Here is a 23,801-nt window from a genome sequence, read left to right on the forward strand (position 1 = left end):
CGGCTCCAAATATTGGCTGATGGCTCTTGGGTCATCAGCCTTTTTGCGTTACAATTATCGGCTCGATTTTTGTTTGAATGATGGAAAAACCATCAAAAACAATATAAATCAAAAAAATCAAACGCTTACCAATATTTTTCCACATTTAAAAATATTGTTAAGCGTTTTAATACCACTAAAAATTGCAGCATTTGTAAAGAGTGGTGGCCATATCGGCCTGCGTAATTCCTTCTAAACCCGTTCTGCAGGCGGGTTTAGTTTACTTTCCGAGGACTCCAGATGGCATACTCATATACCGAAAAGAAACGGATCCGTAAGAATTTTGGTAAATTGCCCCAAGTGATGGATGCACCGTACTTGCTTTCGATTCAAGTCGACTCGTACCGTACTTTCCTACAAGATGGCAAAACTCCAAAAAGCCGCGAAGATATCGGTCTCCAAGCCGCATTTCGTTCAGTTTTTCCTATAGAAAGTTATTCTGGCAATGCTGCTTTAGAATTTGTTGAGTATAGTCTTGGTAAGCCTGAGTTTGATGTACGTGAGTGTATTCTTCGCGGCTCAACTTATGCGGCACCAATGCGCGTAAAAATTCGTTTGATCATTAAAGATCGTGAAACGAAATCAATCAAAGATGTGCGTGAGCAAGAAGTCTACATGGGCGAAATGCCATTGATGACGGATAACGGTACCTTTGTGATTAACGGTACTGAGCGTGTAATTGTTTCTCAATTGCACCGTTCACCAGGCGTGTTCTTTGACCACGATAAAGGTAAAACCCACTCGAGCGGTAAAGTGTTGTATTCAGCACGCATTATTCCTTACCGTGGCTCATGGTTAGACTTTGAATTCGATGCCAAAGATCTTGTTTATGTGCGTATTGACCGTCGTCGTAAATTGCTTGCGACTGTAGTATTGCGTGCATTGGGCTATAGCAATGAACAAATCCTAGACTTGTTCTTTGAGAAAGTACCTGTCTATTTAGACATGGGTAGCTACCAAATTGACCTTGTACCAGAACGCTTGCGTGGTGAAATGGCGCAATTTGACATTACTGATGCTGACGGCAAAGTGATTGTTGAGCAAGGTAAACGTATTAATGCGCGTCACGTACGTCAAATGGAAGCAGCAGGTCTTGAGAAGCTTTCTGTACCAGATGAGTACTTATATGAACGTATCACTGCTGAAGACATCCAGCTAAAAGATGGCGATGTGATTGCTGCAAACACCTTGTTAAGCCATGAAATCATGGTGAAACTTGCAGAAGGTGGTGTTAAACAGTTCAACATTCTGTTCACAAACGACATTGATCGTGGTTCATTCGTTGCTGACACCTTGCGTGCAGATACGACTGTTGGTCGTGAAGATGCCTTGGTCGAAATCTATAAAGTAATGCGTCCAGGTGAGCCACCAACGAAAGAAGCAGCTGAAAATCTGTTTAATAACCTGTTCTTCTCTTCTGAGCGTTATGATTTATCGCCAGTTGGTCGTATGAAGTTTAACCGTCGTTTGGGTCGTCCTTACGAAGTGGGTACAGACCAGAAGTCACGTGAAGTTGAAGGTATTTTGTCCAACGAAGACATTACCGATGTACTTAAAACATTGATCGAAATTCGTAACGGTAAAGGTGAAGTCGACGATATCGACCACTTGGGTAACCGTCGCGTACGTTCAGTGGGCGAGATGACTGAAAACCAATTCCGCGTTGGTTTGGTACGTGTTGAACGTGCTGTGAAAGAACGTCTGTCTCAAGCTGAAACTGATAACCTTTCTCCGCAAGATTTAATCAATGCGAAGCCAGTGGCTGCTGCAATCAAAGAATTCTTTGGTTCAAGCCAATTGTCTCAATTCATGGACCAAAACAACCCGTTGTCTGAAATTACCCACAAGCGTCGTGTATCTGCGCTTGGTCCAGGTGGTTTGACACGTGAACGTGCAGGCTTTGAGGTACGTGACGTACACCAAACTCACTATGGTCGTGTGTGTCCAATTGAAACGCCTGAAGGTCCAAACATTGGCTTGATCAACTCGCTTTCAGTTTATGCCAAATGTAACAATTTTGGCTTTTTGGAAACGCCATACCGTAAAGTGGTTGATGGTCGTGTAACTGATGACGTTGAGTATTTATCTGCAATTGAAGAAGTGGGCACGATCATTGCGCAAGCGGACTCAAGCGTAGACCAAGATGGCAATTTAACAGAAGAGTTCGTTTCTGTACGTCACCAAGGTGAATTCGTTCGTATGCCTCCAGAGCGCGTGACGCATATGGACGTATCTGCACAACAGGTTGTATCTGTAGCAGCATCACTGATTCCGTTCCTTGAACACGATGACGCCAACCGTGCATTGATGGGTTCGAACATGCAACGTCAGGCTGTTCCGACGCTTATCGCTGATAAACCACTTGTGGGTACAGGGATGGAAGCGAACGTGGCACATGACTCAGGTGTATGTGTGATCGCAAATCGTGGTGGTCGTATTGAATATGTCGATGCTTCGCGTGTGGTCATTCGTGTGAACGAAGAAGAAATGATTGCGGGTGAAGCAGGTGTAGATATCTACAACCTGATCAAATACACACGTTCAAACCAAAACACTTGTATTAACCAAAAAGTTTTGGTGAAGATGGGTGATAAGGTAGGCCGTGGTGACGTATTGGCTGATGGTCCATCTACAGATGGCGGTGAGCTTGCACTCGGCCAGAACATGCGCGTCGCGTTCATGACTTGGAATGGTTATAACTACGAAGACTCGATCTTACTTTCTGAGCGTGTACTTCAAGAAGACCGTTTAACTTCAATTCACATTCAAGAGTTGTCATGTGTTGCACGTGATACCAAATTGGGTGCGGAAGAAATCACGGCGGATATTCCAAACGTGGGCGAAGCTGCGCTGTCTAAACTCGACGAGTCTGGTATCGTTTATATCGGTGCTGAAGTGACTGCAGGCGACATCCTGGTAGGTAAAGTAACGCCTAAGGGTGAAACTCAGTTAACGCCTGAAGAAAAATTGCTTCGCGCAATCTTTGGTGAAAAAGCAGCAGATGTGAAAGATTCATCATTGCGCGTTCCATCAGGTACTAAAGGTACTGTGATTGACGTTCAAGTCTTTACCCGTGATGGTTTAGAAAAAGACGAACGTGCGCAAGCGATTGAAAAAGCACAGCTTGATGCATATCGCAAAGACTTGAAAGAAGAATACAAAATCTTTGAAGAAGCAGCGCGTGAACGTATTATCCGCTTATTGAAAGGTCAAGAATCTAACGGTGGCGGTACAACTAAACGTGGCGACAAACTTTCTGAAGATGTGTTGTCTGGTTTAGAGTTAGTTGATTTACTTGAAATTCAACCAAGTGATGAAGCAATTGCTGAGCGTTTAACTCAAATTCAAACTTTCTTGAAAGAGAAAAGCTCTGAAATTGATGAAAAATTCGCTGAGAAGAAACGTAAGCTTTCTACAGGCGATGAACTCACTACGGGCGTCTTGAAAGTTGTTAAAGTTTATCTTGCTGTTAAACGTCGCATCCAACCGGGTGACAAGATGGCGGGTCGTCACGGTAACAAAGGTGTAGTATCAAACATCTTGCCTGTAGAAGATATGCCGCACGATGCTAACGGTGTACCAGTGGATATCGTATTGAACCCGCTAGGCGTACCATCGCGTATGAACGTGGGTCAGATTCTTGAAACACACTTGGGTATGGCAGCCAAAGGCTTGGGTGAGCAAATTGATAAAATGCTCAAACAACAACGTGAAATTGCTGAACTACGTGAGTTCCTAGACAAGATTTATAACAAAGTTGGTGGCGAGCAAGAAGATCTTGACAGCTTAACTGATGATGAAATCTTGGTATTGGCTGGCAACTTACGTGCAGGTGTTCCATTGGCAACTCCTGTATTTGATGGTGCAGAAGAAGGTCAAATTAAAGAATTACTTGAATTGGCTGAATTACCGCGTTCTGGTCAAACCGTGTTGTACGATGGTCGTACAGGCGAGAAATTCGACCGTCCAGTGACTGTGGGTTATATGTACATGCTCAAACTCAACCACTTGGTGGATGACAAGATGCACGCACGTTCTACAGGTTCTTACTCACTTGTAACGCAACAGCCGTTGGGTGGTAAGGCACAATTCGGTGGTCAACGTTTCGGTGAGATGGAAGTCTGGGCACTTGAAGCATACGGTGCTGCATATACGCTTCAAGAAATGCTCACTGTGAAGTCGGATGATGTTGAAGGTCGTACCCGTATCTATAAGAACATTGTAGATGGTAACCATTATATGGACCCAGGTATGCCTGAATCGTTTAACGTATTGACCAAAGAGATCCGTTCTTTAGGTATCAACATTGAACTGAAAAATGGTGACTAAGCATCTCCATTAAATCTCCCTAAATCCCTCTTTATAAAAGAGGGACTTTTCCCCCTTTGAAAAAGGGGGATTAAGGGGGATTAAAACTCAGTTAAAAAACAATATTTGTGACCCAGTTGGGATGTGAAAACAGCCTCCCAGCACACGGAGAAAAAAATTGAAAGACTTGCTCGATATCATGCGCAAAAAGACGGATTCAGACGGTCATGCTCCAGTAGAGTTTGACCGCATCCGTATTGGTCTTGCGTCACCAGAAATGATTAAGTCATGGTCTCACGGTGAAGTTAAAAAGCCAGAAACCATTAACTATCGTACGTTTAAGCCTGAACGTGATGGTTTATTCTGTGCCAAAATCTTTGGTCCAGTAAAAGATTACGAATGCTTGTGTGGTAAATACAAGCGTATGAAATACAAAGGCGTCATTTGTGAAAAATGTGGCGTTGAAGTAACGACTGCAAAAGTTCGTCGTGAGCGTATGGGTCACATCGAACTTGCTTCTCCAGTTGCACACATTTGGTTCTTGAAATCATTACCAAGCCGTATTGGTTTATTACTTGATATGACTTTACGTGATATCGAGCGCGTATTGTATTTCGAATCTTATGTAGTAACTGACCCAGGTATGACGCCATTTGAGAAATATCAACTTCTCAATGACGAAGAATACTTCAATGCGCTAGAAGAGCATGGGGATGAATTCACTGCGAAAATGGGTGCTGAAGCAGTTCAAGACTTGTTAAAAGACATCGATCTTGAAGCTGAAATTGCTCGTTTACGTGAAGAAATTCCACAAACAACTTCAGAAACTAAGCTGAAAAAAGCATCTAAGCGTTTGAAGTTGATGGAAGCGTTCAAAGAGTCGAACAACAAGCCAGAATGGATGGTGATGAATGTACTGCCAGTACTTCCACCAGACCTTCGTCCTTTGGTTCCACTTGAAGGTGGTCGTTTTGCGACTTCTGACTTGAACGATCTTTACCGTCGTGTGATTAACCGTAACAACCGTTTGAAGCGTCTTCTTGACCTTGCAGCGCCAGACATTATCGTACGTAATGAAAAACGTATGTTACAAGAGTCTGTTGATGCCTTGTTAGATAACGGTCGTCGTGGTCGTGCAATCACAGGTTCAAACAAACGTCCGCTTAAATCTTTGGCAGATATGATCAAAGGTAAGCAAGGTCGTTTCCGTCAAAACTTACTTGGTAAGCGTGTTGACTATTCAGGTCGTTCGGTGATTACCGTTGGTCCAAACCTACGTCTGCACCAGTGTGGTCTTCCGAAGAAAATGGCACTTGAATTATTCAAGCCATTCATCTTTGCGAAACTACAAGCTTCAGGTCAAGCAACCACCATTAAAGCTGCGAAGAAAATGGTTGAGCGCGAAACTCCAGAAGTTTGGGACGTACTAGCCTCTGTGATTCGTCAACACCCAGTGATGTTGAACCGTGCGCCAACGCTTCACCGTTTAGGTCTGCAAGCATTTGAACCGATCCTGATTGAAGGTAAAGCGATCCGTTTACACCCGCTTGTCTGTGCTGCGTTTAACGCCGACTTTGACGGTGACCAAATGGCGGTACACGTTCCATTAACGCTTGAAGCACAATTAGAAGCACGTGCGTTAATGATGTCGACCAACAATATCTTGTCTCCTGCGAACGGTGAGCCAATCATCGTACCTTCTCAGGACGTGGTCTTGGGCTTGTATTACATCACACGTGATGCAATCAATGCCAAAGGTGAAGGCATGGTGTTTGCGGATACTCACGAAGTAAACCGTGCACTTGCAACAGGTCAGGTAGATTTACACGCTCGCGTAAAAGCACGTGTATACCAAACTGTAATCAATGAAAATGGTGAGCGTGAGCAACAAACGATTGTTGTAGACACGACACCGGGTCGCTGCTTGCTTTGGGAAGTCGTGCCTGAAGGTTTAAGCTTTGAGCAAATTAACCTTGAGATGAACAAAAAGAACATCTCTAAGTTAATTAACTCTTGCTACCGTAAATTGGGTCTAAAAGACACTGTTATTTTTGCAGACCAATTAATGTACTTGGGCTTCCGTCAAGCGACGCGTTCAGGTGTGTCTGTGGGTATGGAAGATATGGTTATTCCACCACAGAAACAAGCAATTATCGAAAAAGCAGAAACTGAAGTTCGTGAAATTGAACAACAGTTCGAGCAAGGTTTCGTAACTGCGGGTGAGCGTTATAACAAAGTAGTCGATATTTGGGCACGTACCAACGACCAAGTTGCTAAAGCGATGATGGACAACTTGTCATTTACCACTGTGAAAAACAAACAGGGTGAAGACGAGAAGCAAAAATCATTCAACTCGATCTACATGATGTCGGATTCTGGTGCGCGTGGTAGTGCGGCACAGATTCGTCAGTTGGCGGGTATGCGTGGTTTGATGGCGAAACCAGATGGTTCGATCATTGAAACGCCAATTAAAGCGAACTTCCGTGAAGGTTTGACAGTACTTCAGTACTTCATTTCAACTCACGGTGCGCGTAAAGGTTTGGCTGATACTGCATTGAAAACAGCGAACTCAGGTTACTTGACACGTCGTTTGGTTGACGTTGCACAAGACTTGGTGATTACAGAGCCAGATTGCGGTACGTATGGCGGTTTAGTGATGACACCATTCATTCAAGGTGGTGATGTCATTGAAAACCTTGGTACGCGTGTATTAGGTCGTGTAACTGCTGAAGATGTGAAGAAAGCAGGTTCAGACGAAGTAATTCTCCCACGTAATACACTCATTGATGAAAAACTTGCGAACTTCTTGGAAGAGCAAGGCGTTGATGAAGTGAAAGTACGTTCAGTCGTGTCATGTGAATCGAGCTTCGGTGTGTGTGCGAAATGTTATGGTCGTGACCTTGCACGCGGACACTTGGTGAACCCAGGTGAATCTGTAGGTGTTATGGCTGCGCAATCGATTGGCGAGCCAGGTACTCAGTTAACCATGCGTACATTCCACGTGGGTGGTGCAGCAAGCCGAACTTCAGCAGCGAACAGCGTACAAGTGCGCAATAAAGGTACCGTACGTTTCCATAACGTAAAAACTGTACAACACGCTAAAGGTCACTTGGTCTCTGTTTCACGTTCAGGTGAAATTGGTATTGCCGATGAGCTGGGTCGTGAGCGTGAACGTTATAAACTGCCATACGGTGCATCAATCTTGCTGAAAGATGGTGAAGCGGTAGAAGCTGGCGGTATTGTCGCGACTTGGGATCCACACACGCATCCACTTGTGACCGAAGTTGCAGGTAAAATCCGTTTCAGCCAAATTGCTGATGGCGTGACCGCAACCTCGAAAACAGATGATGCAACAGGTATGACTACAGTTGAAATCTTGCCAGTGACTTCGCGTCCTGCGTCAGGTAAAGACTTACGTCCTGCAGTCGTATTAGACACTGTGGATGGTGGTGAACAATTCTACTTCTTGCCGCAAAACACGATTCTCTCTATCCGTGATGGCGAAAGTATTGGTGTGGGTGACGTTATTGGTCGTGTACCACAAGAATCTTCACGTACTCGTGATATTACTGGTGGTTTACCACGCGTTGCAGACTTGTTTGAAGCACGTAAACCAAAAGAGCATGCGATTCTTGCAGAAGTTTCAGGTATCGTGAGCTTTGGTAAAGAAACCAAAGGTAAGAACCGTTTAGTGATTACACCGGATGATGGCTCTGAGATTTATGAAGAGTTGATTCCAAAATGGCGTACCATGAACGTGTTCGAAGGCGAGCATGTGAACCGTGGTGAGACCATTTCTGACGGTCCACAGAATCCACATGACATCTTACGCTTGAAAGGTGAAGTGGCGTTGACTAATTACATCGTGAACGAAGTTCAAGACGTATACCGCTTACAAGGTGTAAAAATCAACGACAAGCACATTGAAGTGATCGTACGTCAAATGTTGCGTAAAGTTGAGATCACTGATGGTGGCGATACGAGCTTCATCAAAGGCGAGCAAGTGGATTACATCCGAGTGGTACAAGAAAACCAAGCTGTACTTGCACAAAACAAGTTCCCAGCGAAGTTTGAACGTCAATTGATGGGTATTACCAAAGCATCGCTTTCAACTGACTCGTTCATTTCTGCTGCATCGTTCCAGGAAACAACACGTGTGTTAACTGAAGCGGCTGTAACAGGTAAAGAAGATGACTTACGTGGCTTGAAAGAGAACGTGGTTGTAGGTCGTTTGATTCCTGCAGGTACTGGTCTTGCGTACCACTTGGAACGTCGTCGTCAGGAAGCTGAAGCTGCAGAAATCGCGTTGGTTAATGACTTCTCTGATGTAGACCAAGCATTAAGCCAAGCATTTAGCGATGAATTCAACGATCTCTAATTCGTTTTAAAGCATCATTTAAAGACGCCTTTCGAGGCGTCTTTTTTTTGCCAACGTTTTAGTTGCATATTTTGCTTTAATAAAGCCGCAATATTGCATATAGTGAATTAAGAACAATTTAAAAATATCAAGAAAACTAAGGGGATAGCTTATGCAATTTAGAGGACTGACACTGTGTTTATCGGCAATGCTACTGAGTGTGTCTGTTTCGGCTGCACCAATGCCAAACAGCATTGTGGTGAAAGACAAAGCCATTGTGCCTATTCTAAAAACTGAAGTGATTCGTACAGTGACAGGTGAAAAGCCTATACGCCATGTAGAAGCCACGATTTTTGAAGTGAGCAATCAGGGTAAAGATATTGTGGCAAAGGAAGTTGTTTTTGATGATGATCAAGCACAGTTTTCAGAGAAACAATTGGGTATTCCTGTGATTCAAAAAGGTGGGGTGATTGTACCAACCTCAAAAATTGAGTTGAATAAAACCCTAAAGCAGGATGGTAAAGTCATTTCTGAAGTGAAAACGATTGATGCAGAAGGCATGGAATATAAGCAGGGGCAGGCGCCAATTCATCGCACATTAAAACTGGATCGGGTCAAAACGCCTGAAAGCAAAGAAACAGTTTCTCATGCTGTGTTTACTGAAGATGGTAAAACCACACGTGATGTGGTGGTACTTGAAGAAGAGGGTACAGAATCCTTTATGATGCCTTAAGCATTTTACAGAAATACTCATATCTTACTGTGCTTGGTAACAGATTTTTCAAAGTTGATGCCGCAAGATGCACTACACTTAAAATCAACAACAGCGGGGAGACATCGCGATGAAAAAAGTATTGAGTGTATTGGCAATTGCCACAGTATCGACCATGTTAATGGCGGGTTGTGAAAGCATGAGTTCTAATGACCAACGTATTGGTGCTGCAGCATTAGGCGGTGCCGTTGGTGGCGCAGCGGGTAACAGCGTAGGTGGTAGTGTTGGTGCAGCAGCCGGCGCAGGTGCAGGTGCGGCAGTTGGAAGTAAAACCCAAGATGGTTCTAACCGTAACGCAACCTATAGTGGAATTGGCGGTGCGATTGGTTCAATTTTAGGTAAAGAAGTGATAGGTGGTAATGCAGGCGCTGCAATCGGTGGTGCTGTTGGTGGTGGTGCTGGTGCAGCCATCGAGCAAAAGCGTTAATCTGAATACGAACAGCCATGCCATCCTACTGAAGTACTTATATTTCAGTAGATCCAACGCAGAATCTTATGATTCTGCGTTTTTTATACGCAAGCTGAAAAATTAATGCGTTTGGATAAATTGATTGACTGCTTGAGTATAAGCATTATTTTGTCCCAATGACTTGTTGATTTCAGCATGTGAAAGTCGGACAGGCAATAACTGGGTTTGAGTTCCGAATTTCTGTGCTTGTTGAATAAATTGTCGAGCTTGAGTACAGGGTTGGTCTGTACGGATGGTTGAACACACCGCGAGGAATGCAGGTAAAGCTTGATGTAGCTGAGCTATCGGAGAAAGGGCTTTCCATTTGGAAGGTTGATCACCAAAGGCTTGATCATAAAAACGTGCATGACGTGTTTGCATTATCTTTTCTATATCATAAGCCGCGCTATCTAAAGCAACAGTAGCACGCCAAGGCTGTGGCTGGGGTGCTAGCCAATGGGGGCGAACGGTTAATAGACTGACCAGGTGTGCGCCCGCGGAATGCCCCATAAGTACCAAGTGTTTTGAGTCAGCATGCCAATGCGGTGCCTGATTTTGGATATAAATAAGCGCTTGGGCGATATCCTGAGTTTGCTGCTGTACGGTCACATCCGGAACTAATCTATAGTTGATAGACACAAAAATCCAGTTTTGCTTGGTCCAGTAACTCAGTTTATTTTTGACCACAGCAGCATGATTTTTATCACCCATTTTCCAAGCACCGCCATGGACCATCATCATGAGCGGGGCTGGTGTTTGATCTGTGAGTACTTTGGCAGGGAAATAGACATCCATCACTTGTTGAGGATGAGATCCATAAGCCACATTTTTCAAAGTCTGCACTTTGGTAAATGTATTCGGCTCCAAAGCATGGAGGGATGTCGATGAATAGAAACAAAGTAGGGAAAAGATTGGCACAAGATTTTTTTTCATTTTAATAATCCTTTAATTTTAAATACTATCAATGTTTATAATTTTTATGATCCACTGATGTATCAACTGTAATACGTTAATTAATTCATACCTGCTCAAAAAGAGTAGAGAAGTTTGTCGGTGACATTGATCTTTTTGTCTTTTGATTAAAATAATATTACCAACAACGCAGAATCATTAGATTCTGCGTTTTTATGTGAGCTAAAAAATTACGTTGCTACGGCTTTGGGCTTTTTACGTCGGATATATAACGTTTTATGCACTTCTGCAATTCGTACGCCTGATTCATCGACAATATTGAGCGTATATTGACGTGTAACAGGCGCATAGTCTTCTGCGAGTTGTTTGATTTCCTCGACTTCAGCGGCACTCAGGCGAATATCGGCATACACCGTACTGCGTCCTGGGGCGAGGAAATGAATCGTTGCCGCTTTATCCCAAACAATATATGTTGAACCCAAGTGATGCATCAGAATGAGCATATAAAAGGGATCGACCATGGAATAGAGGCTGCCGCCAAAATGTACGCCGACAATATTTTGATTTTTGCGGGTGAGTGGCATTTTGACACGGACATGGTGGTTGGCTAAATCGATTTGATCAATTTCAATACCTGCACCCCGATAGGGAGGGTAACGATTTAAAAAGTATTTAGAAACGATAGGAAGTTGCTGCAATTTTTTGATGAGATTCATGGGAAATTTTATAGAGCCTAGAGTAGATTGTCTTTTATATTAGTATGAAATTTGAGCAAGCCAATGGCATATTTTATTATTCTCAACAGCAATCATGTCAACAAAAACCAACAGGATCTTTATGCAAGCACAAACGCAATGGATTGAAACCTCTGATCGACAACAGCTTTGTGTCAAAACTTGGGGTGAAAAAAAAGCACCTGCATTGATTTTGCTGCATGGCTATCCAGATAACCAAGTAGTCTGGGAACGCGTGATTGCCGTGTTGGTACAAGATTTTTATGTGGTGAGTTACGATGTACGTGGTGCGGGACAATCCTCCATTCCCAAATCCATTCGTGCCTATAGCTTGGCTCAATTGGCTGCAGATTTAATGGCTGTTGCTAATGCCGTTTTGGGGCAGCGTGCATTTCACTTGGCAGCTCATGACTGGGGTTCAATTCAGTCTTGGGAAGTTGTAACTGATCCAGATTTAAAAGGACGAATTTTATCTTACAGTAGTATTTCAGGACCATGTTTGGATCATGCAGCGTTTTGGATGCGTAAGCAGTTTTCTGAAAATAAAATTAAATTTTTCAAACAAATGTGTAAATCTTGGTATATTGCTGCCTTTCAACTTCCTGCACTTGCGCCTACAGTTTGGCAGTTCTTTCAACCTGAACAATGGCGTCAGGTAGTGATGCGTCTAGAACGTGATCAAGATATTCCGGTCAATCCTAATATCCGTAAAGATGGGCGATATGGCGTCAATTTATATCGCGCTAATTTCATGCCACGTTTATTGAAGCCGCGGCAGCGTTACGCAATTTGCCCTGTGCAAGCTATTGTCTTGAAATATGATCAATTTGTAGGTATTGAATTGATTGATGAAATGTCGCATTGGGTAGATGATTTTCAACGTGTAGAATTGGCTGCCAATCATTGGGCAATTCTTAGTCAGCCACAAGCTGTTGCTACAGCTATCCGTGACTTTGCCTTAGGTCATTCAAATTCACATGCTGCAGTAATTTAAATCAGAAACGCTTGTCGGAGTTGAGTGTATGGTCAACTCCAATCTGCATAATCTCTGATAAAATAGCTTCTTTTTTGAATTTCATCTCTTATGTTCGCAATTCTTGCTGCCATTTCAATCATGTTCGGATTGTCGTTGGCTCGTGTGCCTGTGGTTTTTGCCTTGGTCATTGGCGCAGTTTCAGGTGGTTTACTGGCTGGTTTAGGTTTACAAGGCACTTTAGATGCGTTTAATGATGGCTTAGGTGGTGGCGCTAAAATTGCCCTTGCTTACGGTATTTTAGGTGCATTTGCTTTGGCTTTGGCACGGTCAGGTTTACCAGACTTATTGGCGTATAAACTGATTCGCACCTTAACAGGTAGCAGTAATACTAAGGTACAAAACCGCGTTAAATATCTGATTTATTTTACCGTGGCTTTAGCAGCGGTCTTCTCACAAAACTTGATTCCAGTGCATATTGCATTTATTCCTGTATTGATTCCACCTTTATTAAGTGTTTTCAATCATTTAAACCTAGACCGTCGTGCAGTGGCTTGTTTGCTGACTTTTGGTTTGGTTGCCACCTATATGTTTGTTCCTGTCGGTTTCGGTGCAATCTTTCTGAATGATATTTTGGCGCACAATATCAACACCTTTGGTGCTCCGTATGGTTTTGCCATTCAAAATGAAGATATTCCTGCTGCCATGTTTATTCCTGTGTTTGGGATGTTTATTGGGCTATTGATCGCGTTATTTGTAAGTTATCGCAACCCACGACACTATCTAGATGTGCAAATAGAACGTACTCAAAGCATTTCGAGTGAACTCAATGCAAATACCGCCGCGTCAAGCTTACAAGCACCACAAATTGCTAAATTTACCTTGTGGATGGCAGTGTTTGCGATTATTGCAACCTTAGCAGTGCAATTGTATTCAGATTCGATGATTCTGGCAGGTTTGGTGGGTGTTGCCATTTTAAGCTGTGCAGGAATTTTCAAATGGAAAGAAGCGGATGATGTGATTATTACCGGTATGCGGATGATGGCACTCATCGGCTTTATTATGATTGCTGCACAAGGTTTCGCGGCAGTGATTGAAGCCACCAATCAAGTACCTGCATTGGTGGAAGCTTCCGTGGAATGGATTGGCAATAGCAAAGCTTTGGCAGCATTTTTAATGTTGCTGATTGGTTTGTTAATCACCTTGGGGATTGGCTCGTCTTTCTCTACCGTGCCTATTTTAGCAATTATTTATGTGCCTTTATGTTTGCAGTTCGGTTTTAGTCCTGCCGCGACCATTGCAATTATTGGCACAGCAGCAGCCTTGGGAGATGCGGGTTCTCCAGCATCGGATTCAACCTTAGGGCCAACTTCGGGCTTAAATATGGATGGGCAGCACGACCACATGAAGGACAGTGTGGTACCAACTTTTATTCACTTTAATATCCCATTGATCATTTTTGGTTGGATTGCAGCGATGGTGCTGTAAATCATCACCAAAATGCGTAAGCGCACGTGTTCAGAATAGGCTGGGCACGTTGCAGCATCGTGCTAAAACGACAAGAAGAATCTTTCTCAAATTCATCCTTGCATCTGCCGATTGAATCTCAATACACGATTTAAAATCTTCAAACAGAATGATTCATTTTCGTTGTAATTAACTTCTAATATTAGAATGAAGGTGATTTTAATTCTCTTTATTTAATTTTAATAATTTTTATTGGTTTTTTGTTTTTTGAAAATATAAAAACTGAGTGAATTAATCAATTTAAAATAAATTTGTTTAATTTTTAAATAAATATAAGATGTATTTTAAATAAATCTTTTAATTTATTTTTTAAATAAAATTGAGTAATATAGTCGGGAAATAATAATATAAACTTTATTAATTAACTCGGGTTTTAAAACCAAGTAATTTGGTCTATTTAAAATAAATTTATATAATAATGAATAGCTTATAAAATAGTTAAAATATTATGTTTAATATGTGTTGCATATTAATAGTGGTCGTGTTTAATATTAATTAAGCGTTAAGATTTTTATTCTAAAGGTGGTTTTAAAATGTTAAAGCAAGTTGCTCTAATAGCATTAATGGGAATATCTGCTTCTGCTATGGCAGGTCAATGGCAAGTTAAAGTTGGTGGCTCGGTTATTTCTCCAACACAAGATACAGATATTCTAAATGGCGCAGTGAAGGTAGAAGCTGATCATGAATATGCATTTACACCATCTGTAGAATATTTCTTTAATGAAAATATCTCTGCAGAATTATTGTTGGCTACGCCAATCAGCCACGATGTGCTAGTGAATGGTGAAAATGGTGCGAAGATTAAGCATTTGCCGCCAACGTTAACTGCTAAATACCACTTTAAAAATTCAACTCGTTTTACACCATACATTGGTGTAGGTGGTACTGTATTTGTTGCATGGGATGAAGAAGGTGTTGTTAAAGATGTAAAAGAAGACTTTGGTTTTGCAGGTCAAATCGGTTTTAACTTCCAACCAGCTGATGCGAAAAACTGGGGTGTATTCTTTGATGCACGTTATGCACAACTAAGTCCAGAAGTTACGTTAACTGATGATACTGCTGCAGCATTAGGAATTAAAAAGTTTGATCTAGACATTGACCCAATGGTGTACACCATCGGTTATAGCTACAAATTCTAATTATAAAATGTAGCTTTTTATAATAATAAAAATCAGCGCAACCCCATCTTTAGGGTGGGGTTTTTTTATTGCAAAAAATAACAAATGTAGCGAATGAAAAAATTGAGAGCATATGCCATGTTCATTTACAGTCTGAAAGATAAAGTAAAGAACAATAAATAAGGAATTCATTCATGTCGATCAAATATGGTTGGTTAGTGTGTCTTGGTTTAATGCTAAGTGTTGCGGGGCATGCAGCAAGTTTTTCTTGTGAGAAAGCCAAAACACAAACGGAACATGCCATTTGTGAACATCGTGCGGTCAATGATGCCGATGTGAAAATGGCCACCACCTATCGTATCGTCAGCCGTTTGGTCGCTATGGGGACCCGTTCACAAATTCGTGATGAACAATTTCGCTGGTTAGAATTGCGTGATCGTTGTGGCGCTTCAGTCGATTGTTTAACCCAAGTGTATAATTTACGTCAGCAGAAATTAGAGGATCATTTAAATCAGGTCTATCAACGTGCGCCTTTTTAAATTTTTCTGGGTTTAGGCTTGAAAAATCTGGCAATCACTCCAATTCATTAACACATCCAACAATAACCATGTGTATGAATTTAAGGAGTGATGAATGAGCGAGCAAAGCCAAAAACACAGTTTCCAAGCCGAAGTGGCGCAGTTATTACATTTGGTGACCCATTCTCTTTATTCCAACCCTGAAATCTTCTTGCGTGAACTGATTTCTAACGCATCAGATGCTTGCGACAAATTACGTTTTGAGGGTATCAATCATCCTGAATATTATGAAAATGATCCTGATTTACGTGTACGTATTCGCTTAGATCAAGACAAGAAAACCATAACCATTTCAGATAACGGCATTGGTCTAAGCCAACAGGAAGCGATTGAGCATTTAGGTACCATTGCCAAATCGGGCACCAAAGACTTTATGTCGAAATTGACCGGCGACCAAAAAGCCGATGCGCAATTGATTGGTCAATTTGGTGTTGGTTTTTATTCAGGTTTTATCGTGGCGGATAAAATTACCGTAGAATCACGCCGTGCGGGATTGGCTGCAGATGAAGCCGTGCGTTGGAGCAGTGCGGGTACTGGCGAGTTTGATGTTGAGCAAATTCGTAAAGCAGAACGGGGTACTGATATTATTTTGCATTTGCGTGATGATGCACTGGATTATTTAGAAAGCTACAAAGTTAAGCAGATTATCAATAAATACTCTGATCACATCAGTTTGCCAATTCAAATGCAGAAAGAAGTATGGCAGCAAGAAGAATCCGCTGAAGGTGAAACACCGAAAGCAGGTCAGTATGTGAAAACTGATGAATGGGAAACGATTAATTCGGCCAGTGCGTTGTGGACGCGCAATAAAAACGAAATTAGCGAAGAACAGTACATCGAGTTTTATAAAAACCTCAGTCACGATTTTGACGCACCATTGGCATGGGCGCATAACCGCGTTGAAGGCAGTACTGAATACACCCAGTTGTTGTATGTACCAAGTAAAGCACCGCACAACATTTTTACCCGTGAAGCCAAAGCGGGAATTAAATTGTATGTGAAACGCGTATTTATTATGGATGAGGCAGACAACCTGATTCCTAATTATCTGCGCTTTGTGCAAGGTGTGGTGGATAGCGCCGATTTGCCGTTGAACGTGAGCCGTGAATTATTGCAAGAAAGCCGTGATGTGAAAACCATTCGCGAAGGCAATACCCGTCGTGTGTTGACCATGTTGGATAATCTGGCCAAGTCTGAAGATGAAAAAGACCAAGAAAAATTTAAGCAATTCTATCAAGAATTTGGTTCAGTCTTAAAAGAAGGCTTAGGCGAAGACTTTGGTAACCGTGAGCGTATCCTGAAATTATTACGCTATGCCACTTCAAGCAATGATGACATCAGTACCTCATTGGCGGACTATAAAGCGCGAATGAAAGAAGGCCAGAAAGCGATTTACTACGTTACTGCAGATAACCTGAACGCAGCAAAGCATTCTCCACAGTTGGAGCTATTTAAGAAAAAAGGCATTGAAGTGTTGTTGATGGCAGAACGCGTAGATGAGTGGGCTATGAACTTTGTGCATGAGTTTGATGGCACGCCAATGCAAAACGTGTCTAAAGGTGCAGTCGATTTAGGCGACCTACAAGATGCCGAAGAGAAAAAAGCCTTAGACGCAGCCGCAGAACAATTTAAACCTGTGATCGAGCAATTGTCAGCATCTTTAAGTGGTAAAACCAAAGAAGTACGTGTAACGACACGTTTGGTCGATTCACCTGCCTGCTTAGTGACAGGTGAAGGTGAGCTCTCGCCACAATTGATTCGTATGTTGAAGGATGCAGGACAAGCTGTACCTGATATGAAGCCAACTTTGGAAATCAATCCAGAGCATCCCTTGGTGAAAAAATTACAGGACTCAAATCAATTTGATGATTTAGCGCATGTGATTTTTGATCAGGCTGTAATTGCTGAAGGTGGTTTGCCCGAAGACCCAGCGGAATATGTGAAACGTATTAATAGCTTGCTGTTAAAGTAAGACTGTTTTCGCATGAACGTGATTGAGGATGCGTTGTCCAAATAATGCATCGTCATTTTGCAAAATCATCTTGCAAAAAAACCAAGTCCTGTTCGCAAGACTTGGTTTTTTAATTTGGATTGATTGTAGATGTTACCTGTTTAGAAAATGGCTTCTAAACGCACTAAAGCACCGAGATAATGACTACGATCTGCGCGATCATCATTTAAATAATTGACATCGCCCTGAATAAAGAACCATTCACGTAAAAATGGTTGACGCCAAGAGACAAATGGCCCCCATCGATTTAAACGTAAGTCATCATCGTGATAATAACCGCCTGTATAAATGCCGTAGTTAAAACGGTTACCTGCAAAGAATTGATGTTGTCTAAAGGTGTAGTTGTCCCAAACCAAATCATCCTCTTGTTCATCGGCATAGGTCAAGCTAAATTGATTGGACAAGAACGCTTGATTGGGACGGGCGTGTGTTAGCTCCAAGTTGGTTCTGAGATAATTTTCACTGTCGATGCCATAACGGTAAATTTGTTCGGCATGAAAAGAGAAATCATTTTCTAAGGCCCAGTCTTTACTGGCTTTTAAACGCAAATATATATCATCGCCAGAACGCACCCCTAAATCGACATCTGTTTCAAAAGGCAGACGATCGGCAAAGTTAGACCAGCGTAATGCCAAAGAACTGTTGTCTTCACGGCTACGTTTACTGTCTACAGTTTTGTCTGCAGCATGCGCTGGGTTTTCGTTAGTAATAGCGATGTTATTTTGCAATTCGTTATCCAGTGAGTCATCACCAAAAACGACACTGAGTTTATTTTCAAGCGTAGGCAGTTTGATTTTTCCGCGAATACGAGGTTTGACTTCATATTCATTATGCTTGTCCCAACTGCTATCGACCAAAACCCGTAAAGTAGCTGAGGCAGGCTGTTCAGGGCTTGGTTCACCAAACCAGTTGTCCAGTTTAAGTGCCGTTTTATCGGCCCAATTACGAATATTTTTTTGTCGTTGATCGAACCAGGTTAAATGTTCTGTTTCTGCGGTGGGAGGTACAATGGGTTCATTGGATTGTTCGGGTAACACCGTCGGTGTGGAATCAATCCAACGTGGAATGGTGTAATAAAAACTGTTTTTATCTACTGCACTTGGCGGAGCGACAGGCAATTCATAAGGTGGCAGTGACGTATAAGCTTGATCCACTTCTTGAGATGATTCTTGTGCAAAAGCGGTGCCTGCGACCCCACTTAAGAGACAGCTTAATATAAAAGGCGATGTGTGCTTTATTCTTGACATTATTTACTGATCTTTAAGCCATTTTTGCTAGTGTTGAAAATCTATAAGATAAAAGCAAGACTTGGCTACAAAATCATAATATAAACGGCAGTTTTTAGGCAGAAATCTCTTTTTCTTGATACATTTGAAGTGCTTGCCACAATTGTATAGCATCAATCGGTTGTTGTAATTGAGAAATGACTTTTTGAATCATTTGCCAACTCATACCTTGTTGCCGATCTAATAAAATATGTGGTACAGCTTGTTCTGTACGGGACAGTTGTAAACGCTTTTGACCATGAATCACACGAATTTTTTGTCGTTCTTTCAGTAAAATCAAAGGAGTATGACTCTGTGCTTCACTTTCTTCGAACTGAATAAATTTGGTAGTTTGAATGTGTTGTTTCGGAATGAAAGGAAAATAATGCACTTGTTGCCACACGATTTGAGCATCAACACTATAGCATTGAAAAAGCTGATTAAAATCAAATAAATTTTCTTGTAATTTTTCCCAATAAATTTCACGTATTGCTGCAATTTCATGTTCAAACTGTTGGCAAAAGTTTTGAGTCAAACGAATCGCTTGCATTTGATCGAATGCGCCAAGCAACACCAGATATTTAATAAAGTGCCCTTGCGTATTGGTTTGTTCTGCTATATATACCGTACGCGCCAACAGCTGTTCCTGGTCTTCTTCAGGATCAGACAAATGCACCAATACATCGGCATATTGCGTGACTTCTGGCGCTTCAGGCAAAAAGACCCGATACAACTGTGCTGACTCATTTTGGCTAAGATTGAGCGCAGAAATTGGGCAGCTATATTGGTTTAACAATAGATTATAAGCTGGGTTGACGCTTGGTTTTTGTGTGCCAGCCGTCATCTGGGCAGTATCTATTGTCGTTGCATCAGGCTGAGTTGTATTCAGTATTGCGTTGGAAATGATCGTTTGGTCTGCTGTCGGTTCAATTGTAAGTTCATCTTTAGCCACGTCCAAAACTTGAGTATCAGACGAGGCAACTTCTTCTGTAGCGATGTGGTCTCTAATAAAGTCAAATTGAATTGGCGGATCTGCAGCTTTATTTTCTTCCAAGTCTGCAGTGACAAAGACTGGCTGAGTTTGAGCAGTTTCTAGCACAGCAGCTTGCTTCAGTTCAGCATCGGTTTGAAGGCAGTGATATTGTTGCTGCTGTTGCAGCATCCAGCGATAGACCTGCTCTAAATCTTGGAATTCGCTGAGTAGAGCAGTGCGTTCAGCAGCAGGAATTAACCAAATTTGCCAACCTGCTCTAGGTTGATACAAAATCGCCCAACCTGTTTCAGGCTGTTGATAAAGTGCTGCTTCAAGTGTTTCAAGTTGTGTAAATACGCCACGAAAAGATTGGGCATATAAACTTTGTTCTGCAAAAGTTGCAGCAGTTTGAATTGGATTTTGTAAGGCTTTAAATGTGAGCAACTGTTTTTGAAAAATCGGTTCATCGCACAGCATAAAAATGTCTTTAATGCGCGCTTGGGCTTTAGCAGTTTCATACAGACTGAGTCTTTTAAGCTTTAAGGCATCGGTTAAGTCGTGTAATTCTTTAATCAACAGTGATTTTTCTAGTGTATTCATTCATGCATACTTAAATATGTTGTTGTGCTTTTTCTAAATAATCGGCCAAGACAATATTCAGCGCCAATTCAATCAATTTATATTCTGCCGATTGTGGTTGAGGATAGCGTTTGGCTAATTCGATTAAATGGTTGACCTCAATCGCTTGAGGTGGAATTTTTCTTTGTATAAGTGCTTGAAGTTGTTGCATAGGCATCTGCTATAGCAATGAAAACAAATCACTTTAATTATAAGGATTTAATAAAAAAATACATGCTCAAAATTGTCAGCTTTTGTGCTTTTTTAGACATTATTGACAAAAAATGCGTTTTTTATATGGAAAATAATCAAAAAAATTTAAATCACAGTGCCAAAAAAGTATTAGCAATTGGGTAGAACACAGTTTTTAGATGTTGCATGGACGATTTAAAGCAAACTTAGCACTAGAAAAACAAACAGCAGCCTGATTTAGACTGCTGTTTGGGGAGAGAAATGGGAGAGATTAATTAAGTGGATACAACGAGAAAATTAGGCGGCTTTTTGCGAAGTTGGCTCATTCACAACAGCTTCAGATGAAGCCGATTCTGTATTCACTTTTTGCGTTGGAAAATCAGGTACATGCACAATTTGAGCAGATACATTGGCAGCAATTGCTAGAAGTGAAACCATCAAAACAGATTTAAACATATTCATGGGAATGTCCATCCAAAGTATTTATGTCTAGACACAAGACTAGACATTGTAGGGAGATCGAACGAAATTAAAAATTCACATGAATCATAACAAAGTTTAAAATTTACAAAATGATTATTTCGGCAATTATTCTGAAAATAACAATATAAAACAATATATTAGATTTTTAGCTCTAGTTTTTTTGCAGGCTTAAATGGTTGAGATGTCTGCAAAATTTGTATTTGGATAAGTCTGAAATGAGGGTGAATGGTGACAATTTTTGACAGTGTGAATTCGTGTAATGTTTTAGCTGCGATTGGTTAAACAACCTAAAAGTGCGGTTTTTTTAATCTATGATGGAATTTCAATAACGATAAAGGACAGTGAGAAAATCATGGCAATTGCAAAAGTAGTTGAAGTTAATTCAAGTAGTTAAAAAAGTTTTGAAGACGCGATTCAAACTGGAATCGCGAAAGTGACAGAAACGGTTAAAAATGTCCAAGGCGCGTGGATTAACGAACAAAAAGTAGTGATTAGAGACAATCAAATCACGGAGTATCGGGTCAATTTAAAAATTAGCTTCTTGGTTGAATAACACCTCGCTTCATTAACCAAGCATAGTAAGATGACAACTAACCGAAGCATGGTTGCGGGCCAAAGCTGGAACTTTGACCCATTTTAAAAGCACAAAAAATCCCGTAATGGGATTTTTTTGTGCGTCTAATCAGCCGGAAGAACACTATTCAGCCTTGTCTGTATTTCAAGCTTATGCTTTGGGTTCAGGCAGATCGCATTGTTCTGCATCGCAGTTTGCTGCATCTTCAACCTCTAGCTCACTTGCTGTTTCAAGGGCTTTTTGCAGTACTTGCACAAAGACTTCACGTGGCTGCGCACCAGCTAAAGCAATACGCTGATCAAACACAAAGAACGGTACGCCAGTAACGTTTAATTGTTCACGTGCAACTTCTTGGTCAAATTTTACAAAGTCGGCATATTCGTCAGAATCTAGAACATCATCCACTTCTACAGGATTCAGCCCGATTCGTGATGCAACATCTTCGAGTGTTTCACGTTCGCCAATTGCTAAACCTTGGGTCATATAGCTATAGAAAAAAGCTTCTTTGGCTTCGTTGCCCAAGCCTTTGCTTTGTGCCAAATGCACCAAGCGATGGGCATTAAAGGTGTTGCCTGAGTTGGCATTTTCCCATTGAAAGTCAATACCTTCAGCTTTTGCCATTTCGGCAATATTACGCTGCATTTCTTTTACTTCGGCAAGGCTGCGCCCATATTTTTGTGCTAAACGCTCTGAATTAGATACTTCCTGACGCGGTGGTGCATCTGGGTCAAGTTCAAAGCTGTGCCAATGCACTTCTAATTCCACACCTGCCTCTTCAGCAGCAGCTTCCAAACGTTTTTTGCCGATATAGCAAAACGGACAAACAATATCTGACCAAATATCAACGCGCATGAATAATCTCAAATTCTGTTTTTTACTAAGATGGGGATGTTACATAAAATTTAAAGCATAAAGCGATGCTAAACATATTTTTGAGCGTCTGGTTAAATAGCGTCATGGATACAGAATCATATAAAGGTATAAATGAATTGATTTATTTCACTATATTCTAATGGCTGCATTAGAAAATAAGCATAAAATGCTATACAAATGTGACAGGCTTCACGCTAAGATATTGCAAATACTAAAAAATAAGAGGGCACTCATGCGACGGATAGTGCTAATCATTGGATGTGTAACGCTGCTGATTTTTGGCGGGATGTTTTATCAATATCAACAGCAGCAAAAACAAGTCACTCAATTGCACGCCTATCAAAATGTGATTCATGAAAAAGCTGAACAGATTTTTGTACAGGCACAGGATTGGTCTAAACCGATTCAAATTGACTTAAAAGATAATCGTTTAGATGGCGACTATCAAATTATGGCAAGTTTTGTGTTGAGTCACATGGTACAAAGTGCCGAAGCGCGTAATAGTTATTTGCGTGAATTAAAAGCCTTGAATTGGGATCAGTTTTTAAATCCTCAACGACTTGCTGCAGACAAAAAACAAGACTATGCCGATACCGAAGCCATGTTAGTGCAAGTGCGTGCCATGGTATAGCTGTATCAGGAGCATTTAGAACAGCATGAAGCGATGGCTCTAGAGCAAATTGAGAATCTTGAAATCAATCATAATTTGCGCCGTCATTTAGCAGAATCTTTGCTAGAAAGCCGCCATAATGACCAAGGACACGCATTATTTGAATTAGAAAAGAAAAATTTGGGTAAGGCGTATGTGTTGTTTGCAATTTTAAAAAACAACAAATGGGAGCTCAAAAACAATACCTTTATGTTTTATGAAGATGCAGCCTTGAAAGAATTTAATACCGTATATCAAGAGATGGTGCAACTCAATACGCAAATGCAAGAGATCAGTCAGCAGCATCAGCGTGCACTGGAAAGCAAGTTATAAGGCCTAGCAAATCCTTACATCAAATTGTCAAAAGAATGTCATCTGTCGTTCAAATCTCTTGCCT

The 23,801-nt window shown here is 41.4% G+C and carries 16 protein-coding genes and 2 pseudogenes; 11 read left to right on the top strand and 7 right to left on the bottom strand.

Annotation, left to right across the window (positions count from 1 at the left end; all coding sequences use genetic code 11):
- Positions 1–279: 279 nt before the first annotated feature.
- The 4 genes from rpoB (at position 280) to LZP46_RS01605 (ending at position 9,903) form a co-directional block, all read left to right on the top strand.
- The gene (gene rpoB, locus LZP46_RS01590; RefSeq protein WP_236094466.1) at positions 280–4,368 is read left to right on the top strand and encodes a DNA-directed RNA polymerase subunit beta; all 4,089 of its coding nucleotides are present in this window, start codon (positions 280–282) and stop codon (positions 4,366–4,368) included.
- A gap of 157 nt (positions 4,369–4,525) precedes the next feature.
- Positions 4,526–8,725 carry a DNA-directed RNA polymerase subunit beta' gene (gene rpoC / locus LZP46_RS01595; protein WP_236094467.1) on the top strand — a complete coding sequence of 1,400 codons (4,200 nt, stop codon included), beginning with the start codon at positions 4,526–4,528 and terminating at the stop codon, positions 8,723–8,725.
- 151 nt (positions 8,726–8,876) lie between these two features.
- Positions 8,877–9,437, top strand: coding sequence for a hypothetical protein (locus tag LZP46_RS01600; protein WP_154321134.1), 561 nt, complete (start codon positions 8,877–8,879; stop codon positions 9,435–9,437).
- Positions 9,438–9,546: 109 nt separating this feature from the next.
- The gene (locus LZP46_RS01605; RefSeq protein WP_004975789.1) at positions 9,547–9,903 is read left to right on the top strand and encodes a hypothetical protein; all 357 of its coding nucleotides are present in this window, start codon (positions 9,547–9,549) and stop codon (positions 9,901–9,903) included.
- A gap of 102 nt (positions 9,904–10,005) precedes the next feature.
- Here LZP46_RS01605 and LZP46_RS01610 read toward each other — a convergent pair whose 3' ends face one another.
- Together LZP46_RS01610 and LZP46_RS01615 are read right to left on the bottom strand one after the other, a co-directional pair.
- Positions 10,006–10,857 (bottom strand): alpha/beta hydrolase, encoded by an 852-nt coding sequence (locus LZP46_RS01610; RefSeq protein ID WP_236094468.1) that lies wholly within the window; start codon positions 10,855–10,857, stop codon positions 10,006–10,008.
- A 209-nt stretch (positions 10,858–11,066) separates the two neighbouring features.
- Entirely contained in the window at positions 11,067–11,552 is a 486-nt protein-coding gene (locus tag LZP46_RS01615) for a DUF4442 domain-containing protein (protein ID WP_178318326.1), read from the bottom strand.
- A 121-nt stretch (positions 11,553–11,673) separates the two neighbouring features.
- Here LZP46_RS01615 and LZP46_RS01620 point away from each other — a divergent pair, with 121 nt between their 5' ends.
- The 5 genes from LZP46_RS01620 (at position 11,674) to htpG (ending at position 17,738) form a co-directional block, all read left to right on the top strand.
- On the top strand, positions 11,674–12,564 hold the full coding sequence (locus LZP46_RS01620) for an alpha/beta fold hydrolase (protein ID WP_236094469.1): 891 nt from the start codon (positions 11,674–11,676) through the stop codon (positions 12,562–12,564).
- A gap of 90 nt (positions 12,565–12,654) precedes the next feature.
- Positions 12,655–14,031: a Na+/H+ antiporter family protein gene (locus LZP46_RS01625; protein ID WP_236094470.1), complete on the top strand. Its 1,377-nt coding sequence runs from the start codon at positions 12,655–12,657 to the stop codon at positions 14,029–14,031.
- A gap of 572 nt (positions 14,032–14,603) precedes the next feature.
- Entirely contained in the window at positions 14,604–15,209 is a 606-nt protein-coding gene (locus tag LZP46_RS01630) for an OmpW/AlkL family protein (protein ID WP_236094471.1), read from the top strand.
- A gap of 173 nt (positions 15,210–15,382) precedes the next feature.
- Positions 15,383–15,727, top strand: a complete 345-nt coding sequence (locus LZP46_RS01635; RefSeq protein WP_236094472.1) for a lysozyme inhibitor LprI family protein — start codon at positions 15,383–15,385, stop codon at positions 15,725–15,727.
- 94 nt (positions 15,728–15,821) lie between these two features.
- Positions 15,822–17,738 (top strand): molecular chaperone HtpG, encoded by a 1,917-nt coding sequence (gene htpG / locus LZP46_RS01640; protein WP_236094473.1) that lies wholly within the window; start codon positions 15,822–15,824, stop codon positions 17,736–17,738.
- Positions 17,739–17,878: 140 nt separating this feature from the next.
- On the opposite strand, the gene LZP46_RS01645 is transcribed toward htpG, so the two are convergent.
- The 4 genes from LZP46_RS01645 to LZP46_RS01660 form a co-directional block, all read right to left on the bottom strand.
- Positions 17,879–19,024 (bottom strand): hypothetical protein, encoded by a 1,146-nt coding sequence (locus LZP46_RS01645; RefSeq protein ID WP_236094474.1) that lies wholly within the window; start codon positions 19,022–19,024, stop codon positions 17,879–17,881.
- A gap of 94 nt (positions 19,025–19,118) precedes the next feature.
- Positions 19,119–20,615: a hypothetical protein gene (locus LZP46_RS01650; protein WP_236094475.1), complete on the bottom strand. Its 1,497-nt coding sequence runs from the start codon at positions 20,613–20,615 to the stop codon at positions 19,119–19,121.
- A 10-nt stretch (positions 20,616–20,625) separates the two neighbouring features.
- Entirely contained in the window at positions 20,626–20,805 is a 180-nt protein-coding gene (locus LZP46_RS01655) for a hypothetical protein (protein ID WP_019836108.1), read from the bottom strand.
- Between the two features lie 317 nt (positions 20,806–21,122).
- Positions 21,123–21,287 (bottom strand): hypothetical protein, encoded by a 165-nt coding sequence (locus tag LZP46_RS01660; protein WP_236094476.1) that lies wholly within the window; start codon positions 21,285–21,287, stop codon positions 21,123–21,125.
- 373 nt (positions 21,288–21,660) lie between these two features.
- Between LZP46_RS01660 and LZP46_RS01665 the strand changes: the two are divergent.
- Positions 21,661–21,861 (top strand): annotated as a pseudogene (locus LZP46_RS01665) (dodecin family protein).
- Between the two features lie 171 nt (positions 21,862–22,032).
- Here LZP46_RS01665 and LZP46_RS01670 read toward each other — a convergent pair.
- Positions 22,033–22,734 carry a DsbA family oxidoreductase gene (locus LZP46_RS01670; RefSeq protein WP_236094477.1) on the bottom strand — a complete coding sequence of 234 codons (702 nt, stop codon included), beginning with the start codon at positions 22,732–22,734 and terminating at the stop codon, positions 22,033–22,035.
- A gap of 253 nt (positions 22,735–22,987) precedes the next feature.
- Between LZP46_RS01670 and LZP46_RS01675 the strand changes: the two are divergent.
- A pseudogene (locus LZP46_RS01675) lies at positions 22,988–23,737 on the top strand (hypothetical protein).
- Positions 23,738–23,801 lie beyond the last annotated feature (64 nt).

Origin of the sequence: Acinetobacter sp. SCLZS86 (assembly GCF_021560715.1) — a bacterium.
Lineage (GTDB): Bacteria > Pseudomonadota > Gammaproteobacteria > Pseudomonadales > Moraxellaceae > Acinetobacter > Acinetobacter towneri_A.

Bases quoted from the DNA above. Each gene is read 5' to 3' on its own strand.
- LZP46_RS01630 (WP_236094471.1), top strand. From the start codon at position 14,604: ATGTTAAAGCAAGTTGCTCTAATAGCATTAATGGGAATATCTGCTTCT.
- LZP46_RS01655 (WP_019836108.1), bottom strand. From the start codon at position 20,805: ATGCAACAACTTCAAGCACTTATACAAAGAAAAATTCCACCTCAAGCG.
- LZP46_RS01620 (WP_236094469.1), top strand. From the start codon at position 11,674: ATGCAAGCACAAACGCAATGGATTGAAACCTCTGATCGACAACAGCTT.
- htpG (WP_236094473.1), top strand. From the start codon at position 15,822: ATGAGCGAGCAAAGCCAAAAACACAGTTTCCAAGCCGAAGTGGCGCAG.
- rpoB (WP_236094466.1), top strand. From the start codon at position 280: ATGGCATACTCATATACCGAAAAGAAACGGATCCGTAAGAATTTTGGT.
- LZP46_RS01670 (WP_236094477.1), bottom strand. From the start codon at position 22,734: ATGCGCGTTGATATTTGGTCAGATATTGTTTGTCCGTTTTGCTATATC.
- LZP46_RS01635 (WP_236094472.1), top strand. From the start codon at position 15,383: ATGTCGATCAAATATGGTTGGTTAGTGTGTCTTGGTTTAATGCTAAGT.
- LZP46_RS01610 (WP_236094468.1), bottom strand. From the start codon at position 10,857: ATGAAAAAAAATCTTGTGCCAATCTTTTCCCTACTTTGTTTCTATTCA.
- LZP46_RS01600 (WP_154321134.1), top strand. From the start codon at position 8,877: ATGCAATTTAGAGGACTGACACTGTGTTTATCGGCAATGCTACTGAGT.
- LZP46_RS01645 (WP_236094474.1), bottom strand. From the start codon at position 19,024: ATGTCAAGAATAAAGCACACATCGCCTTTTATATTAAGCTGTCTCTTA.
- LZP46_RS01605 (WP_004975789.1), top strand. From the start codon at position 9,547: ATGAAAAAAGTATTGAGTGTATTGGCAATTGCCACAGTATCGACCATG.
- LZP46_RS01650 (WP_236094475.1), bottom strand. From the start codon at position 20,615: ATGAATACACTAGAAAAATCACTGTTGATTAAAGAATTACACGACTTA.
- LZP46_RS01660 (WP_236094476.1), bottom strand. From the start codon at position 21,287: ATGAATATGTTTAAATCTGTTTTGATGGTTTCACTTCTAGCAATTGCT.
- LZP46_RS01615 (WP_178318326.1), bottom strand. From the start codon at position 11,552: ATGAATCTCATCAAAAAATTGCAGCAACTTCCTATCGTTTCTAAATAC.
- LZP46_RS01625 (WP_236094470.1), top strand. From the start codon at position 12,655: ATGTTCGCAATTCTTGCTGCCATTTCAATCATGTTCGGATTGTCGTTG.